At 75.0% G+C, this 16,335-nt stretch carries 16 protein-coding genes; 5 read left to right on the forward strand and 11 right to left on the reverse strand.

From position 1 onward, the window contains the following. Positions 1 to 4 precede the first annotated feature (4 nt). Genes KSP35_RS05570 through KSP35_RS05585 form a run of 4 tightly spaced genes read right to left on the reverse strand, consistent with a single transcriptional unit; the run spans position 5 to position 4,158 of the window. A complete protein-coding gene (locus KSP35_RS05570; RefSeq protein ID WP_216999695.1) occupies positions 5 to 2,263 on the reverse strand; it encodes a penicillin-binding protein 2 in 2,259 nt (752 codons plus the stop codon). Continuing rightward, on the reverse strand, positions 2,260 to 2,760 hold the full coding sequence (locus tag KSP35_RS05575) for a hypothetical protein (protein WP_216999697.1): 501 nt from the start codon (positions 2,758 to 2,760) through the stop codon (positions 2,260 to 2,262). The genes KSP35_RS05570 and KSP35_RS05575 overlap by 4 nt, the downstream gene beginning before the upstream one ends. Then, a complete protein-coding gene (rsmH, locus tag KSP35_RS05580) occupies positions 2,757 to 3,725 on the reverse strand; it encodes a 16S rRNA (cytosine(1402)-N(4))-methyltransferase RsmH (protein WP_216999698.1) in 969 nt (322 codons plus the stop codon). The genes KSP35_RS05575 and rsmH overlap by 4 nt, the downstream gene beginning before the upstream one ends. Before the next feature lie 55 nt (positions 3,726 to 3,780). Continuing rightward, positions 3,781 to 4,158 (reverse strand): division/cell wall cluster transcriptional repressor MraZ, encoded by a 378-nt coding sequence (locus tag KSP35_RS05585; protein ID WP_216999700.1) that lies wholly within the window; start codon positions 4,156 to 4,158, stop codon positions 3,781 to 3,783. Positions 4,159 to 5,041: 883 nt separating this feature from the next. Between KSP35_RS05585 and KSP35_RS05590 the strand changes: the two genes are divergently transcribed. Next, positions 5,042 to 5,938 (forward strand): IS481 family transposase, encoded by an 897-nt coding sequence (locus tag KSP35_RS05590; RefSeq protein ID WP_254126950.1) that lies wholly within the window; start codon positions 5,042 to 5,044, stop codon positions 5,936 to 5,938. On the opposite strand, the gene KSP35_RS25200 is transcribed toward KSP35_RS05590, so the two are convergent. The 5 genes from KSP35_RS25200 to KSP35_RS05615 are packed head-to-tail and all read right to left on the reverse strand — an operon-like array spanning position 5,935 to position 9,391. After that, a complete protein-coding gene (locus tag KSP35_RS25200) occupies positions 5,935 to 6,627 on the reverse strand; it encodes a hypothetical protein (RefSeq protein ID WP_216999702.1) in 693 nt (230 codons plus the stop codon). The genes KSP35_RS05590 and KSP35_RS25200 overlap by 4 nt on opposite strands. After that, the gene (locus KSP35_RS05600) at positions 6,618 to 7,709 is read right to left on the reverse strand and encodes an enolase C-terminal domain-like protein (RefSeq protein WP_216999704.1); all 1,092 of its coding nucleotides are present in this window, start codon (positions 7,707 to 7,709) and stop codon (positions 6,618 to 6,620) included. The genes KSP35_RS25200 and KSP35_RS05600 overlap by 10 nt, the downstream gene beginning before the upstream one ends. Continuing rightward, complete coding sequence (locus KSP35_RS05605; protein WP_216999706.1) at positions 7,706 to 8,203, reverse strand: HNH endonuclease; 498 nt, start codon at positions 8,201 to 8,203, stop codon at positions 7,706 to 7,708. Before KSP35_RS05605 ends, KSP35_RS05600 begins: the two co-directional genes overlap by 4 nt. A gap of 49 nt (positions 8,204 to 8,252) precedes the next feature. Then, positions 8,253 to 8,519, reverse strand: a complete 267-nt coding sequence (locus tag KSP35_RS05610) for a hypothetical protein (protein WP_216999708.1) — start codon at positions 8,517 to 8,519, stop codon at positions 8,253 to 8,255. Continuing rightward, positions 8,516 to 9,391, reverse strand: a complete 876-nt coding sequence (locus KSP35_RS05615) for an ROK family protein (RefSeq protein WP_216999710.1) — start codon at positions 9,389 to 9,391, stop codon at positions 8,516 to 8,518. Before KSP35_RS05615 ends, KSP35_RS05610 begins: the two co-directional genes overlap by 4 nt. A 107-nt stretch (positions 9,392 to 9,498) precedes the next feature. On the opposite strand from KSP35_RS05615, the gene KSP35_RS05620 reads away from it, so the two are divergent. The 4 genes from KSP35_RS05620 (at position 9,499) to KSP35_RS24045 (ending at position 14,586) form a co-directional block, all read left to right on the forward strand. Continuing rightward, complete coding sequence (locus tag KSP35_RS05620; protein ID WP_254127006.1) at positions 9,499 to 10,497, forward strand: MoxR family ATPase; 999 nt, start codon at positions 9,499 to 9,501, stop codon at positions 10,495 to 10,497. 5 nt (positions 10,498 to 10,502) lie between these two features. Beyond that, complete coding sequence (locus tag KSP35_RS05625) at positions 10,503 to 11,669, forward strand: DUF58 domain-containing protein (RefSeq protein ID WP_216999712.1); 1,167 nt, start codon at positions 10,503 to 10,505, stop codon at positions 11,667 to 11,669. Continuing rightward, positions 11,666 to 14,023 (forward strand): DUF3488 and transglutaminase-like domain-containing protein, encoded by a 2,358-nt coding sequence (locus tag KSP35_RS05630; RefSeq protein ID WP_216999714.1) that lies wholly within the window; start codon positions 11,666 to 11,668, stop codon positions 14,021 to 14,023. Before KSP35_RS05625 ends, KSP35_RS05630 begins: the two co-directional genes overlap by 4 nt. Positions 14,024 to 14,268: 245 nt before the next feature. Beyond that, positions 14,269 to 14,586 (forward strand): GNAT family N-acetyltransferase, encoded by a 318-nt coding sequence (locus tag KSP35_RS24045; protein ID WP_254127190.1) that lies wholly within the window; start codon positions 14,269 to 14,271, stop codon positions 14,584 to 14,586. Between the two features lies 1 nt (position 14,587). Here KSP35_RS24045 and KSP35_RS05640 read toward each other — a convergent pair whose 3' ends face one another. Then, entirely contained in the window at positions 14,588 to 14,995 is a 408-nt protein-coding gene (locus tag KSP35_RS05640) for a DUF3040 domain-containing protein (protein WP_216999715.1), read from the reverse strand. Between the two features lie 103 nt (positions 14,996 to 15,098). Further along, positions 15,099 to 16,289: a DNA polymerase IV gene (gene dinB, locus KSP35_RS05645; protein WP_216999723.1), complete on the reverse strand. Its 1,191-nt coding sequence runs from the start codon at positions 16,287 to 16,289 to the stop codon at positions 15,099 to 15,101. Positions 16,290 to 16,335 lie beyond the last annotated feature (46 nt).

Genomic DNA, 16,335 nt, shown 5'->3' on the forward strand with positions numbered 1-16,335 from the left:
CCCGTCAGCCTTGCGTGGTCTCGCGCTCGGGACCGGGATCCTCGGCGTCGATCTCCCGGGCGGAGGCGCTGAGCTCGGGCACGGCGGCCCGAGAGGCCTGCACCAGGGCCGGCGGCGGGATCTGCTCCTTGCGGAGGGCGAGCGACGCCAGCTGGGAGAAGACGGGGGCGGCCACGTCGCTGCCGTAGATCGAGGAGCTGGGCTCCTGGACCGTGACGATGATCGACAGGTCGGCGCCGGCCACGAAGCCCACGAAGCTCGAGGCGTAGTGGTAGCGGCCGGCGGCGTCCTGGTAGGCGTCGGCCGGGTCCAGGTGCGGGCCCTTCTGCGGGATGCGAGCGGTGCCGGTCTTGCCGGCCGCCTCGTAGCCCTGGATGGCGGCGGGCTTGCCGGTGCCGTCGCTGACGACCTTGGTGAGCATCCCGGTCATCTGGGCGGCCGTGTCGGCGGAGACCACGCGGCGCCGGGCGGAGGCCGGCGTCTGGAGCTTGCCGCTGCCGTCGTCGGTGGCGGCCACCAGCTTCGGGGCCACGTAGACCCCGTCGTTGGCGATCACGTTGTAGGCGCTGAGCATCTGCAGGGCGGTCACCGAGATGCCCTGGCCGATCGGGATGGACCCGATGCTGGTGCCCGACCACTTGTCGACCGGGAGCATGATCCCGGCGACCTCGGAGGGCAGGCCGCTGCTCTGGCCGAAGCCGAAGGCCCGCAGGTACTGGTCGATCTTGTCCTTGCCCAGCTGCCGGGCGATCTTGATCGTGCCGATGTTCGACGAGGTCACGAGGATGTCCGTGGCCGACCACGCCTCCTCGGGGTGCGGGTCGTGGTCGGTGAAGTCGTGGTCGGCGATGAGCAGGTGGTCGGGCACCGAGAAGGTGGTCTCCGGGGTGATCTCGCCCTCCTGGAGGGCGCCGGCGAGGGTGATCATCTTGTTGACCGAGCCCGGCTCGAACACGGTGGAGACGGGCTGGTTGTCGCCGGTGGCGGCGATGGTGCCGTCCTTGCCCCGCGAGACCGAGGCCATCGAGAGGATCTCGCCGGTCGAGGGGCGGCTGATCACGGCCATCGCCTGCTGGGCCCCGGTGGCCTCCACCTGGTCGACCAGAGCCTGCTCCGTGGAGTACTGGAGCGACTGGTCGAGCGTGAGGTAGAGGCTGGTGCCAGGCTTGGCGGGGTCGAGCTTCTGCTGGCTGCCGGCGATGGTGCCGCCGCCGACGCCCTTCTCGAAGGTGAGCTTCCCGGGCGTGCCGCGCAGCTGGTCCTCGTAGGCCTTCTCCAACCCGGTGGACCCCTGGTGGCCGTCGGCGTCGGCGGTGCCGTTGGCGAAGGTGCTGCCGACGATCCCGCGGGCGAGGCCCTCGCTGGGGTTTCGCCGCACGTACTGGTCCTCGAACGTGATGCCGGGGAGCTTGAGCTTGCGGGCGCGGTCCGCCACCGCGTTCGAGACCGTCGGGGCCAGCAGCTGGTAGCGGTTGCCCTTCGACAGCTTGGCCAGCAGGGTGGCTTCGGGGATGCCGAGGATGGGCGCCAGCGCCTCCGCCGTCGCCTTGGGGTGCTCGACCGCCTGCGGGTCGGCCACCACGTCGGGCATCGGCACCGAGAGGGCGAACGCGACGCCGCTGCGATCGAAGATGCCGCCCCGAGCGGCGGGGAGGATGCGGTAGCCCTCCCGCTGCTTGGCGCCGTAGGCCACCCACCGCTCGCGGTCGGTGATCTGGAGGTCGGTCAGCTTGGCGCCGAGGCCGCCGGCCACCGCGACGACCGCCAGGACGAAGCCGATGAGCCGACGGTGGGTGCGCCGCCGCACCAGCTCGGGGTGCACCGGCACCGCCAGCGGCTGGAGGGGACGACGGGACGGGCGCGGCGCGTGGTCGATGGCGCCCCGGCGACCGGTGGCCAGGCCGCCGATGGCCCCGAGGGCGCTCGCGCCAGCGGCCGCCGCGGAAGGCCGGCGACGGGCCGGAGCGGGGCGGGAGGTGAGCGAGCGGTGCTCGGGCCGGGCCGACGCAGACGCCCGGACCGGGCGGTCCGAGCGGACCGGACGGGCCGAGGCGGTGCGGGCCGAGGCGGTGCGGCGGGTGGAAGCCGCGGCGGTGCGGCGGGCGGGAGCCGGGCGCGCCACGGCGCCCTGCGAGCCCCGGGGGGCGGCGGGGCGGCGGGTGCCCGTGGACCCGGCGGCGCGGCCCGACGTGCGGGGTGCGGGGCGGGTGGTGCGGGGGCCGAAGAACTCGTCGAGGTCGTCGAAGTCGTCCCGCTCGGTCATCGCTGGCCAGCCGTCCCCTCGTCGGTCGCCGAGGCGAGCTGGTCGCCGGTGCCGGCGGGGGTGGTGGTGCCGTCCGGATCGGCGTCGGTGCCGGTGCTGGTCGAGTCGTCGGCCGAGCTCGAGCCGTGCGACTCCGGCGCGATCCAGGGCGACGGGCCGCCGTCGACCATCCCCTGGTCCTCGGCGGCCTCGGCGATGCGCACCGGCGACTGGAGCTCGGCCAGGCGGAGCTGCTCGCGCTGCAGCGCCTGCTTCTCGGTGCGGATCTCGCCGTTCACCTCGTCGAGGTGGGACTGGCCGCTCACCAACATCGAGTGGGCCATGGCGGCCACGAAGAGGGCACCGAAGACCAGCACGACCGACAGGGCGAACCACACGCCGGTGCGGGCGCGACGGGCAGGTGCGCGCACCACCCGGAGGTCGGGGCGGTAGCTCGGCGCGGGCGACGCCGGGTGGGAGCGGGGCGTCGGGCGGGGGGCACGAACGGGACTGGTCATCTCTGGTCCTCGACGGGTCGGGCGGGCAACTTCTCGACCGCACGGAGGCGGGCGCTGGCAGCACGGGGGTTTCGGGCGGTCTCTTCGGCGGTGGGGGCCCAACCGCCTCGCTTGAGCAGGCGGGCCTCGGCCACCGCGCCGCAGACGCAGGGCAGGCCGGGCGGGCAGGTGCAGCCGCCGTCCTCGGCGCGGCGGAAGCGCTCCTTCACCAGACGGTCCTCGCCGGAGTGGAAGGTGATGGCCAGGACCCGGCCGCCGGGCACGACGACGTCGATGGCGGCGTCGAGGGCGGGTGGGATCACGTCGAGCTCCTCGTTGAGCGCGATGCGCAGGGCCTGGAAGGTCCGCTTGGCCGGGTGGCCGCCCTTGCGACGGGCCGGGGCCGGGATGGACTCGACCACGAGGGCGCTGAGCTGGGCGGTGGTGGTGACCGGCCGGGCGTGGACGATGGACCGGGCGATGCGGGTGGCGAAGCGTTCATCGCTGTAACGGCGGAGCAGCGACGCCAGCTCGCGCTCGTCGAGGCCGTTCACCAGGTCCGCCGCCGTGCGGGGCCGGGTGGTGTCCATCCGCATGTCGAGCGGGGCGTCGTTGCGGTACGAGAAGCCCCGCTCGGGCCGGTCGAACTGCGGCGACGAGACGCCGAGGTCGAACAGCACCCCGACGATCGGTTGGCTGGCGGCGCCGGCCGCGGCGACGACGGTCGCCAGCTGGTCGAAGCGGGCATGGACTGCCGTGGCCCGGTCGCCGAACTCGGCGAGTCGGGCCTGCGCTGCGGCCAGGGCGAAGGGGTCCTGGTCGAGACCGAGGATCCGGAGATCCGATCGGGCCTCGAGCAGGGCCGCCGCGTGGCCGGCGCCGCCAAGGGTGGCATCGACGATCGTGCCGCTGGGCACCGGAGCGAAGAGCTCCAGCACCCGGTCGAGCAGCACGGACTCGTGGACGAAGGGCCGCGGGTCGGTCATCGCCGGCCGACCCGCGGGAGCTGGGGGTGCGAGGAGGGAGCAGGGCACGGCGTGCTCACAGCCCCTCGAACCCGTCGAAGAACAGGTCGGCGTCGTCGAAGGTGGCCTCTTCGGCCTCGAAGGCCTCCGCCGACCAGATCTCGATCGTCTCGATGGCGCCGGCCAGCACGATGCGCTCGCCGAGCCCGGCCCGGGCCTTGAGCTCGGGCGGGATGACGAAGCGGCTCTGCTTGTCGATGGTCACCGGGGTGGCCGACATCGAGAGGCGCTTCCGGGTGCGGGGCGCCACCACCCCGCCGGGCTGGCTGGCGGCGAACTCGGCCAGGACGGCGTCGAAGCCGCTCGGCGTCCAGAGGTTCAGGTACTCGTCGCGGTGCGGGCGCAGGAGGCCGGTGACGTCGAACGCCCCCTTGAGCGCCGAGGGCAGGACCACGCGGCCGCTGCTCTCGAGCTTGAGCCGGAAGACCCCCCCGGAACGGGGCGTGGCCGTACGCAGGAAGGGTCGGCGTCGCCGCCGCCTCCACCGGTGCTGCCGCACCCCCGCTCACCCCATGCTCTGCCATCTGGACCCAGAGTAACCCAATCACCTCCTCGTGCCTAGAGAACAGCCGTTCGATCTCCACCGCCGTCCGCCCCCGCCCCACCACGCACCGTGAGCCCCACCCGCCCCCATCCGCCCACCCACCCGGGCCCTCCCGAAACCCCCCGCAACACCCCCTCGAACTTGTGGGCCGAGAGCGCCGAAAACGGCAGCCTCAGCCCACAAGTTCCGGGCTGGGCCGGACACCCCCGCAACACCGCCTCGAACTTGTGGGCCGAGAGCGCCGAAAACGGCAGCCTCAGCCCACAAGTTCCGGGCTGGGCCGGACACCCCCGCAACACCGCCTCGAACTTGTGGGCCGAGAGCGCCGAAAACGGCAGCCTCAGCCCACAAGTTCCGGGCTGGCCGGACACCCCCGCAACACCGCCTCGAACTTGTGGGCCGAGAGCGCCGAAAACGGCAGCCTCAGCCCACAAGTTCCGGGCTGGGCCGGACACCCCCGCAACACCCCCTCGAACTTGTGGGCCGAGAGCGCCGAAAACGGCAGCCTCAGCCCACAAGTTGCCGGGGTGCGGAGGTGGAAGGGCCCGGGGCGTTGCCGGGTGGGCTCGGGTGGGGCTAGGTGTAGTGACCACGGACCTTGTTGACACCGGTCCGAGCATGAAGTGAGCCCCCCTGGGCGAGTGTGGAGCTGTCTAGGACCCACGCTCGAACCAGGAGGCTCGAAGTGCACGGTAACGCTCGGCTCACGCCCGTTGGCCGGCTCACGTTGGTGATGCGGATCGAATCTGGCCGACCAGTCGCCCATGTGGCTGCGGAGATGGGGATCTCCCGCCCGACCGCGTACAAGTGGTGGCGGCGGTGGCAAGACGACGGCGAAGCCGGCCTCATCGACCGTTCGAGCCGGCCCCGGTCGTGTCCGCATCGCAGCCCCGTCGAGCTCGAGTCCGCAATCGAGGACCTCCGGCGGACACTGAAGCTCGGTCCGGTGCGCATCGCCGCCCGGCTCGGGGTCCCGGCGTCGACGGTCCACCGGGTGCTGTGTCGGCTCGGTCTGAACCGCCTCGCGTGGATGGACCGGCCGACAGGTCGGGTGATCCGTCGCTATGAACGGAGCGTGCCGGGCGAGCTGGTGCATGTCGACGTGAAGAAGCTTGGCCGGGTTCCCGACGGCGGCGGTTGGCGGGTCCACGGCCGAGAGAGCCGCCCGAACCGCAAGCGTGGCCCAGGATGGGACTTCATCCACTCAGCGGTCGATGACCAGTCCCGGCTCGCCTACAGCGAGATCCACCCTGACGAGAAGGCCGACACCTGCGTCGCGTTCTGGCGCAGGGCGAGAGCCTTCTACGCGGACCACGGCATCGATGTCACCGGGGTCATGACCGACAACGCCAAGGCGTACCTCTGCGCCCGCTTCCAAGACGCGATCGGCGAGGCCGGTGCTCGGCACTGGTCGATCCCGCCCTACTCGCCTCAGATCAACGGCAAGGTCGAGCGGTTCAACCGCACCTTCCTAGACGAGTGGGCCTACGTGCAGCCCTGGCCGGACAACGCCACCAGAACCGCAGCCCTGGACGACTGGCTCCACCTCTACAACCATCACCGGCACCACACCGCCGTCGGCGGCCCACCCATCAGCCGCGTCAACGACCTACCGGGTCACTACAGCTAGGGGTGGAGGCGGAGGCGGGCGAGGAGGGCGCCGACGATGGCCTCGGGGGCGACGGCGCCGAGGCCGGTGCCGGCATCGGCGAGCTCGACGACGAGGGCATGGCGCTCGGCGGCGGGGAGGGCCAAGACGGCCACCAGCGGCTCGGGGTCCCAGCGGTGCAGGACGGCGCACTGGAAGCGGGCGCCGGCTCGGGTGCGGCGCTGGGAGATGCCGACGACCTTGGCGTCGCCCAGCACCACCTCGCCGGGCGCGAGGCCGGCGAAGCACACCAGGCCGGAGTGCGGGGTGCGGACCATGGGCCCGTCGTGCACCCGGGCGTCGCGGAAGCCGAGGTCGTGCAGCGCGCCGGCCCAGGCCGTGCCGAGCCAGAGGGCGGCGCAGCTCACGTCGTCGGTCCAGCGGGGGTCGTCGTGCGGGAGGATCACGTCGATCCACGTCACCGCCCCCGGTTCGAGCCAGACGGCCCCTCCCCCGCTGCGGCGTCGCACGACCTCGACGTCGGCGGCCGCGGCGGCGACCGGGTCGACCACGTCCCACCGCTGGGTGCTCCCGAGGGCGATGGCGGCGCGGGTCACCTCGAACCACCAGACGGCACGGGCCGCGGGCTCGGGGATGGCCCGCTCGTGGAACTCGGTGGCCGACCCGGCGTAGCGGGCGACGGGCCACCGGCCGCCGATGGTCACCGGCACCGCAAGGACCGATCGACCGCCACGGCGTCGAGCCGCTCGGGGATCGGGGTGACGCCGATCCCGGGACCGGCCGGCACGAGCAGGTGCCCGTCGGCGTCGACCTCGACCTCCTCGGTGAGCTCGTGCTCGACGTAGCGGCTCGACGGGCCGAGGTCGGTGGGCAGCGTGCACGCCGGGAGGGCGGCGAGCGCCGCGGCCGCCGCCCGGCCCACGCCGGTCTCGAGCATGCCCCCCACGAACACCCCGCAGCCGGCGTCGAACGCGGTGCGGGCCAGGTCGGCCGCGACGTCGAGCCCACCCACCCGCCCCGGCTTGAGGTTCACGATCGAGCCCGCCCCCACCGTGAGCGCCGTCTCCAGGGCGCCGAGGGAGGTGATCGACTCGTCGAGGGCGATCGGCACCCCCACGCGCTTGGCCATGGCCGCCGAGGTGAGCAGGTCCTCGGCCGGCGCCGGCTGCTCGACGTAGGCGAGGTCGGACTCGGCCAGGATCGAGAGGGAGCGGTTGTCGAGGGAGCCGTTGCCGTCGACGGCGAGGGGCAGGTCGGGCCAGGCGGCGCGCACCGCCGCCACCGCTGCGAGGTCGGCCGGGTGCGGCGTCACCTTCAGCTTGACGAGGGCGACGCCCGCCGCGACGTGCTCGGCCACCAGGGCGAGCAGGTCGTCGATCGCCTCGGCGCGGCCGACGACCGCGGTGACCGCCACCCGTTCGCGCGGTCGGCCGTGCGCCGCACCCAGGTGCTCCACCAGGCGGCGGCCCCGACCTCGCAGGGCGGCGTCGAGGCGCGCCGTGGCGAGCGCTGCGGTGGCCATCGGGTGGCCGACCACGCCGGCGTCGCGGCCTTCGAGGGCGGCCGGCACCAGCTCCTCGAGCAGCACGGCCCACGCGCCGGCGGTGTGCTCGCCGGTGTAGGTGGGCCGGGCCAGCGCCGAGCACTCGCCCCACCCGGACGTGCCGTCGGCCAGCCCGGCGCGGACCAGCACCAGGTCGCGGACCGCTTCTTCGCCGTGGGCGGATCGCAGCGGCTGCCGCAGCGGCACCCGGACCCGGACCAGCTCGACTTCGACCAGGGGCTCGCTCACGCGGCGATGGGCAGCCAGGGCCGCCACTGGTCGGGGACCTGCCCGACGGCGACGGTGACCCACGAGAGGCGGCGGGGCTGGGTGGGCGGGCGGCGCAGGGAGAAGCGGGTCTCGGGCAGGAGCCGGTCGGCCTTGTCGACGTTGCAGGGGCGGCACGCGGCCACCACGTTCTCCCAGCAGTGCTGGCCCCCGCGGCTCTTGGGCACCACGTGGTCGAGGGTCTCGGCCTTGTCCCCGCAGTACTGGCAGCGGTGCTCGTCGCGCAGGAACACGCCGCGACGGCTGATGGGCAGGTCCCGGGACCGGCTCACCTTCACGACGGACCGGAGCCGGATGACCGAGGGCACCTCGAGGGCCAGCCGCTCGGCGTGCAGCCACAGCCCGGAGCCGTCGAGCGCGTCGGCCTTGTCGGCCAGGACCAGCACCACGGCCCGACGGCCGGTCACGACCGCCAGCGGTTCGTAGGTGGCGTTGAGCACGAGCGCTCGGACCATGCCGGGAGGCTACCGGTCCGGAACCCTCGGGAGGCGGCGATCTCGGGGCCTAGGAAGGGGTGCGGCCGAGGTGGCCGAACTCCCGGCACCACCCCAGGTAGACGACGACGTCGTGCGGCTCCGGCTCGCGGTCGCTGCCGTACTGCGTCTCCAGCCGGAAGCGGAGGTAGTCCGGGTCCGGCAGCGGGAGGAACGGCGGTCGTCGCCACCAGCCGGGGCGGGCGAGGCGCGCTGCCTGCTGGGCGGCCACCGGCCACAGCGCCGGGCGCCGGGCGAGGCCGACCAGCACGGCCAGCCAGAAGCGCGGCGAGGTCATCGGACGCCGACGTCGTGGCCCAGCGCGCGCCACGCCACCGCGGCGGCGCCCACCAGCGGGCCGGCGTCGCCGAGCCCGCCCGGGCGGATGGTGGTGCCCCGGGCGTGGGCGATGCAGGCCGTGCGGTCGATCTCGGCCTGGGCGGCTACGAAGAAGGCGTCACCGAAGCCGAGGGCGACCGAGCCGGCCACGCACGCCAGCTGCAGGTCGAGCAGGCTGGCCACCGATCCGACCGCCCGGCCCACCAGCGTGCCGGTGCGTCGACGGACCTCGGCCGACGCCTCCTTGGCCGGCTTGCCGGTGGTGGCGGCGATGGCCGTGCCCGAGGCCTCGGCCTCGAGGCAGCCGTGGGCCCCGCACGCGCAGAGCCGCCCGTCGGGCACGACGTTCATGTGCCCGATGTGGCCGGCGTTGCCGCCCGTGCCGTCGAGCAGCCGGCCGTCGAGGACGATCCCGCCGCCCACGCCGGTGCTCACGACCATGGCGACGTAGTCGTGGTGGCCGGCGGCGGCGCCGATCCAGCCCTCCCCCAGCGCCAGGGCCTTGGCGTCGTTGTCGACCCAGGTGGTCAGCCCGGTGTGGGCGGCCAGGCGCTCGCGCAGCGGGAACTCCCGCCACTCGCCGATGTTCAACGGCGAGACCGTCTCGCCGCCGGCGCTCATCGGTCCGCCGCAGCCGACCCCGCACCCGGCGACGTCGAGCCCGGACTCGGCCCGGACCTGGTCGACGAGGGTGGTGAGGGTGGCGAACAGGCCCTCGCCGCCGTCGCCCTCGGTGGGCACCTGGCGGCGGGCGACCACGGCTCCTGCGGCGTCGACCACCGCCGCCGCCATCTTCGTCCCGCCGATGTCGACGGCCAGCACGTGCTCCACGCCGGAAGCATGGCACGCACCCCACCGCCCGCCCGAAGCCGCCCGCGCACCGCTCGTGGCGCCAAGTACCCTGACCCCTTCTCGCCCCCGACCAGGATCGTGCACAGGTGTCCAACCAAGACGCTGCTGGGACCCCGGCGGAGCGGCCGGCCAGCTTCGCCGGCCTGCATCGGGCCATCAGCGACAACATCGGCCTGGCCATCCAGGGCAAGGACGACGCCATCGACCTCGTCCTGCTCTGCTTGATCGCCGAGGGGCACCTCCTGGTCGAGGACGTCCCCGGGGTCGGCAAGACCACCCTGGCCAAGGCCCTCGCCACGTCCATCGACTCCCCGTTCGGGCGGGTGCAGTTCACGCCCGACCTGCTGCCCACCGACGTCATCGGCGTCAACGTGTGGGACCGGGCGGCCAACCGCTTCGAGTTCCGGCGTGGCCCCGTGTTCGCCAACATCGTCCTGGCCGACGAGATCAACCGGGCGTCGCCCAAGACGCAGTCGGCCCTGCTCGAGGCCATGGCCGAGGGCCAGGTCACCGTCGACGGCGTCACCCACGAGCTGCCGCCGCCGTTCATGGTCATCGCCACCCAGAACCCGATCGAGCACGAGGGCACCTACGCCCTGCCCGAGAGCCAGCTCGACCGCTTCCTGATGCGGATCTCCATGGGCTACCCGGCCCGCGACGCCGAGCTCCAGATCCTGGAGACCCACGGCGAGGACGACCGGCTCGGCCAGCTGCGACCGGTGCTCACCGCCAGCCAGGTCAGCGGCCTGGTGGCGGCGGCCCGCACCGTGCACGTGGCCGCGCCGTTGCAGGGCTACCTCGTCGACCTGGCCGAGGCGTCGCGCCGCCACCCGTCCACCGCGGTGGGCATGTCGCCCCGTGCCACCCTCGCCCTGCAGCGGGTGGCCCGGGCCCGGGCCGCCACGCGAGGTCGGACCTTCGTGGTGCCCGACGACATCAAGGAGCTCGCCGTCCCCGTGCTGGCCCACCGGATCCTCCTCACCCCCGAGGCCCAGGTCGGCGGGACCACCGCCACCGACGTCGTCCTCGACCTCCTCGACCGCGTGCCCCTGCCGGCGCCCCAGCCCGCCGACACGGTGGCCTAGCGATCGTGATCACCCGGTCCGGCACCGCGCTGGCCGTGGCTTCGGTCGCGGTGCTGGTGGCCGGCCGCGTCTTCGGGCTGCCGGAGCTCTACCTGATGGGGGCCACCGGCCTCGTGCTGGTGGCCGCCGCCGTCGTCCAGGTGCGGCGCCCGGTGCCGCGCCTCGACGTGGAGCGGGTGGTCCACCCCCGTCGCGTCCACCTCGGCGGACAGAGCCGGGTGGAGCTGCGCATCACGAACGTCGGCCAGCGCCGGGCCCCGGTGCTCACGCTGCACGACCCGGTGGCCGGCACCATCGGCGCACGGGTGTCGCTCGCGCCCCTGGGCCCCGACGACCGCCAGGCGGCGAGCTACCGGCTGCCCACCGAGCGGCGCGGCCTGGTGCGCGCCGGTCCCCTGCAGGCCGAGCGCACCGACGCCTTCGGCCTGGCCCGCCGCCGCTTCCCGGTGGCCGAGCAGACGGCGCTCACCGTGCTGCCGGCCATCGAGCCGCTGGTGGGCCTGGCCGCCGGCGGGGGCCTCGACGATCCCCTCGCCGGCGTGGCCCACCCGGTGCTCGGCAGCGCCGGCGACGAGGACTTCGCCACGCTGCGGCCCTACGTGGTGGGCGACGACCTGCGCCGCGTGCACTGGGCGTCGACGGCACGCAGCGGCGACCTCCTGGTCCGCCAGGACGACCCGCCGTGGCAGGGCCACCTCACCGTGCTGCTCGACGCTCGCGAGGGACGCCTGAACCACGACCGGTTCGAGCAGGCGGTGTCGGCCGCCGCCAGCCTGCTGCACGCCGTGGCCGCCCGAGGCGACCGCGCTCGGCTGGTGATCACCGACGGCGTCGACACCGGGCTGGTCGATGCGCGGGCCGGGCGGGACACGCTGCTGGAGCGCCTCGCCCTGGTCGAGCGCCACCCGGGCGAGCGGCTGCCCGAGGTCGCCGCCGACGGCCGGAGCCGCACCGGCGGCCTCGTGCTGGTCACGGGCGCGCCGGACGCCGCGGACCTCGCCGCCCTGGCCGCGCACCGCTCCCGGTTCGCCAGCGTCCGGATCGTCAGCATCGCCGACCACCTCGCGGCCCCGGCGGGCCGGGCCGGCGCCCCCGACCTCGTCCCGGTGCCGCCGGGCGGCTCGTTCGCAGCGGCCTGGTCGGCTGCCCTCCGCCCGGCGGGCCGATCGTGACCGCCACCGCCGTCCGCCCCGCCTCGGCCGCCCCGGCCGGTCGCCAGCCGAACGGCGGCGGCCCGAAGCCGGCGCGGGGCGCCGCCGCCCGCATGCCGGCAGCGGTCAGCGAGACCGCGCTGCTGCTGGTGCACCTGAGCGTGGTGCTGGGCTTCTCGCGCCTCTACGAGGAGGGCTCGTTCGCCCTTCCGCTGGCCACGTTCGTCGTCGGCGCCCACGTCTTGGCGGTGGTGGCGCGCCGTCGGCGGGTGCCGGCCCCGCTCGTGGCGGTGCTCGCCGTCGTCGGCGGGGCCCTGGCCGCCACCTGGATCCTCTTCCCGGCCACCGCCCGCTACGGGCTCCCCACCACCGAGACCTGGCACGCCGCGCAGGACGCGCTGCGGCTCAGCCGGGCCCAGTTCGACGAGGTGGCGGCGCCGGCGCCGGTCACCCCCGGCTTCCAGCTCACGTCGGGCCTGGCGCTGTGGGGCGCCGTGTGGTTCTCCGACTGGGCGGCCTTCCGGCTCCGGGCCACCATCGAAGCCGTGGCGCCCCCGGCGGTGCTGTTCACGTTCTGCGCCATGCTCGGCTCGGGCGACCACCGCTTCTCGTCGGCCGCGGCGTTCACCGGCGCCGTGCTCCTCTTCGTGGCCAGCCACCGGGCGCTGCGAGCCCAGCTGGACCAGGCCTGGCTGACCACCTCACCGGTCACCGGGCCGCGCGCCATCCTGCGCGCGGGTGCCGCCCTGGCCGTGGTGGGCCTGGTGGGCGGCGCCGTGGTCGGGCCCCACCTGCCGGGCTCCGGGTCCGACCCGCTGGTCAAGTGGCGGGCCGACAACGGGAGCCGCGGCGACCGCACCACCGTCAGCCCGATCGTCGACCTCCGCAAGCGCCTCGTGAACCAGACGAGCACCCCCCTCTTCCAGGTGCGGGCCGACCGCAAGGCCTACTGGCGCCTGACCTCGCTCGACATCTTCGACGGCCAGATCTGGCGCAGCAGCAACCCGGTGGAGGAGGCCGACGGCCGGCTCGACCGCGCTGCGCCCCGCATCGAGCAGACCCGTCGCAACCGGCAGCACGTGACGGTCCAGGACCTGGCCACCACGTGGGTGCCGGTGGCGTACCAGGCCCGCGAGCTCGAGGACGCGAGCGACGACATGAGCTGGGACTCGGGCTCGGCCACCCTGGTGATCGACGAGCTCGACGACGGCACCGACGTGACGCCGGCGGGCCTGGACTACACGGTCGTCTCCGAGACCCCCGTCTTCGAGGCCGACGCCCTGCGGGCGTCGGGCGACGGCCAGCCCGACGCCATCAGCGATCGCTACCTGGACCTGCCGGCCGGCTTCCCCGGCCTGGCCCGCGAGGCGGCCCGCGCCGTCACCGCCGGGCTCGAGGGCCGCTACGACCAGGCCCTCGCCCTCCAGGACTGGTTCCGCAGCCGCTTCACCTACTCCCTCGACGTGCCCGCCGGCCACAGCGACAGCGCCATGGTCGACTTCCTCGAGTCCCGCACCGGGTACTGCGAGCAGTTCGCCGGCACCTACGCCGCCATGGCCCGCTCGCTCGGCATCCCGGCCCGGGTGGCGGTGGGGTTCACGCCCGGCGATGCGGTGAAGGGCAAGGCCGACACGTACCAGGTGCGCGGGCGCCACGCCCACGCCTGGCCGGAGGTCTACTTCGCCGGCCTGGGCTGGGTGCCCTTCGAGCCCACCCCCGGCCGCGGCATGCCCGACACCGAGCAGTACACCGGCGAGCGGGAGCAGCAGGCGGCGCCCGACATCACCATCTCCACCACCAGCACCACCACCACGGCGCCCGGCCCCACGGCCAGCTCCACCGTCCCCGGGCCGACGGCGCCCGCCACCACCGTGCCCCGCACCGCCGCCACCCCCACGACGGCCGACGACGGGTCGAGCTCCGGCCCGAGCCGCACCGTCCTGGCAGCCGTCGCGCTGGGGGTGCTGGCGCTGGCCTGGCTGCTCGCCCTCCTGCTCGCACCGGTGGTCCGCGCCCGCCGGCGCCGGCCGGTCGACCGGGCGGCCGCAGCGGTGCTCGACGGCTGGCAGGCGGCGCTGGGACCGGTCCGGTGGCTGACGGGCCTGCACCCCCACGCCGCCGAGACCCACGACGAGTTCGCGCGCCGGGCCGGCCCCGGCCTCGGCAGCCAGGCCGGCCCGTTCACCGCCCTCGCCAGCCTCGCCACCCGGGCGGCCTGGGACCCGTCGGGGTCCAGCCCGGCCGCCGCCGACGAGGCCGCCTCCATCGCCGACGCCCTGCGCCAGGAGGCCGTCGGCCGCCAGAGCACCGCTAAGCGGGTCCGGCGCCGCCTCTCCTGGCGCGAGGCCTTCGGCCGCCCCCGCCCGGCCACCTGAGCCGCCGCGGGCCGGCCCCCACCCCGTCGGCGAACGGGGCGGAACGCGCTCGCCGCGGCGGCCGCACGGCTGCCAGGCTCCGGCCATGCGGATCCGCCGGGCCGGCCCCGACGACCTCGAAGCTCCTGACCCGCCTGCGGCTGGCGTTCCTCGCCGACCACCGGGGCACCGACCCCTCGACGTGCTCCCCGGCGTTCACGGCGCGCACCGCCGGCTGGCTGGCCGAGCGCACCGAGTCCGGGCGCCTGCACACGTGGTTCGCCGAGGTCGACGACCGGGCCGTGGGCCTGGCGTCGGTGGTGCTGCACGACCTCCCACCGCGTCCAGAGGAGGAGCGGACCCTGGTGGGCCACCTGCTGCACGTGTGGGTCGACCCGGCGCACCGCCGCCTCGGCATCGGCCGCGCCCTGACCACCGCCTGCCTGGCCGCCGGGCCCGAGCTGGGCGTGCGCGCCTTTTCCCTCCACGCCACCGAGGACGGGAGGCCGCTCTACGAGCAGCTCGGCTTCGAACCGGTGCCGACCTGGATGGAGCGGCCCGGACCGCCCCCGCAGGGGCGGTAGGTCAGGCGTCGGGGCTGGTGCCGTCGGCCTCGGTGTCGCGGCGGGCCCGGCCCTTGAAGCGCTCGGAGGTCGAGCCGAGGTAGTCCCGCAGGCCGCCGGTGCGCAGCGAGCGACCCAGCTGCTCCATGCCGGCCCGGCCCATCTTGCGGAGGCTGCGCTCGAACCAGAGGGCGGCGGCCAGCATGACCACGAAGGCCCCGAAGGCGACGAGGAAGTTCGTGGCGGTGGCGAGGGCCACGACGAGGACGACCACGCCAGCAGCGAAGGCCGCCCCGGCCCACTTCATCTGGCGGAGGCAGTGGGCGTAGATGGAGTGGTTGCCCATCTCCCCGGCCAGGTGGGGGTCGTTCGCGTAGAACTGCTGCTCGATCTCCTGGAGGATTCGCTGCTCGTCCTCGGAAAGCGGCACCTTGCAGACCCCTTCGTGCCCGCCGGGCGGGCTCCCGGCTGTGGGCCAGTCTCGCACAGCCACCTCCGGGCAACAACGCGTGCCGCCCGAGAAGTCCGTTTGATCAGCCGCCCGGGCGAGGGCGGGGCTCGGCGCGCCCGCCGGCCTCGTCCGGGCCCCACTGCTGCTGACCTCGGCGAGCGATGCGGAGCCCGTCGGGGCCGGCCAGGCTGGCGGGGCCGACCGAGCGAGCGCCGAAGCGGGCGCGGATGGCGTCGACGGCCGCTTCGGCCGCCGTCCACTCGGCGGTGCCGGCCCGCACGGGCCCGTCGTCCTCCGGCGCCGCCAGGTCGTCGAAGGAGAGCTGGCGCACGGCGCCGTCGTCCAGGCCGCTCACGCTGAGTCCGAGGAGCCGGACCCCCGGCGCCGGGTCAACCGCGTCCAGCAGCGTGCGGGCCACCCGGCCGACCTCGCGGGCGGAGTCGGTGGCGCCGGCGATGGTGGCCGATCGGGTGATGGTCGTGAAGTCGCCGAAGCGCACCTTGATGGTGACGGTCCGCCCGGCCACCCCGGCCGCCCGGAGGCGGGTGGCGACGGCGTCGCTCAGGCGCAGCAGCTCGAGGCGCAGCGACTCGGGGCGGTGGTGGTCCCGGGCGAAGGTCTCCTCGTGGCCGATCGACTTCGGTGCCTGGTCGGGTTGCACCACCCGGTCGTCGATGGCGTTGGCCAGCGCGTGCAGGTGGCGACCCGACGAGGCGCCCAAGGCGCCCACGACGGTGGCCTCGGGCAGGGTGGCCAGGTCCCCGATGGTCCGCACGCCCAACCGCTCGAGCCGGGTGAGGGTGGCGGGCCCCACGCCCCACAGCGCCTGCACCGGGAGCGGGTGCAGGAAGGCCAGCTCGCGCTCGGGGTCGACCACCACCACGCCCCGGCCGGGCCGGGTGCCCTGCCGCGACGCCCGCGGCTTGGCGGCCTGCGAGGCCAGCTTCGCCAGGAACTTCACCCGGGCCACGCCCACGGTGCAGTGGAGGCCTTCGGACTCGAGCACGCTCGCCCGCAACGCCGCCGCGATCTCCGGGCCGGTGCCGTGCAGGCGGCGGGCGCCGGAGACGTCGAGGAAGGCCTCGTCGAGCGAGATCGGTTCGACCAGGGGGGTCATGGCCCGGAACAGGTCCATGACCCGCGCGCTCACCTCCCCGTAGTGGGCGTGGTCGCCGGCGAGGAACACCGCGTGCGGGCAGAGCCGCTTGGCCCGTACCGACGGCATGGCGCTGTGGATGCCGTAGGCCCGGGCCTCGTAGGACGCGGCGGCCACCACGCCCCGCTCCCCCCGTGCCACCCACCACCACCGGCTGGCCCCG

It is taken from the genome of Aquihabitans sp. G128, assembly GCF_019048865.1.
In the GTDB taxonomy this organism is placed as follows: Bacteria; Actinomycetota; Acidimicrobiia; order Acidimicrobiales; family Iamiaceae; genus Aquihabitans.

Coding starts and splice junctions, on each gene's coding strand:
- rsmH (WP_216999698.1), bottom strand. CDS start 3,725: ATGACCGACCCGCGGCCCTTCGTCCACGAGTCCGTGCTGCTCGACCGG.
- KSP35_RS05605 (WP_216999706.1), bottom strand. CDS start 8,203: ATGGTCCGAGCGCTCGTGCTCAACGCCACCTACGAACCGCTGGCGGTC.
- KSP35_RS05610 (WP_216999708.1), bottom strand. CDS start 8,519: ATGACCTCGCCGCGCTTCTGGCTGGCCGTGCTGGTCGGCCTCGCCCGG.
- KSP35_RS05590 (WP_254126950.1), top strand. CDS start 5,042: ATGCGGATCGAATCTGGCCGACCAGTCGCCCATGTGGCTGCGGAGATG.
- KSP35_RS05575 (WP_216999697.1), bottom strand. CDS start 2,760: ATGACCAGTCCCGTTCGTGCCCCCCGCCCGACGCCCCGCTCCCACCCG.
- KSP35_RS05570 (WP_216999695.1), bottom strand. CDS start 2,263: ATGACCGAGCGGGACGACTTCGACGACCTCGACGAGTTCTTCGGCCCC.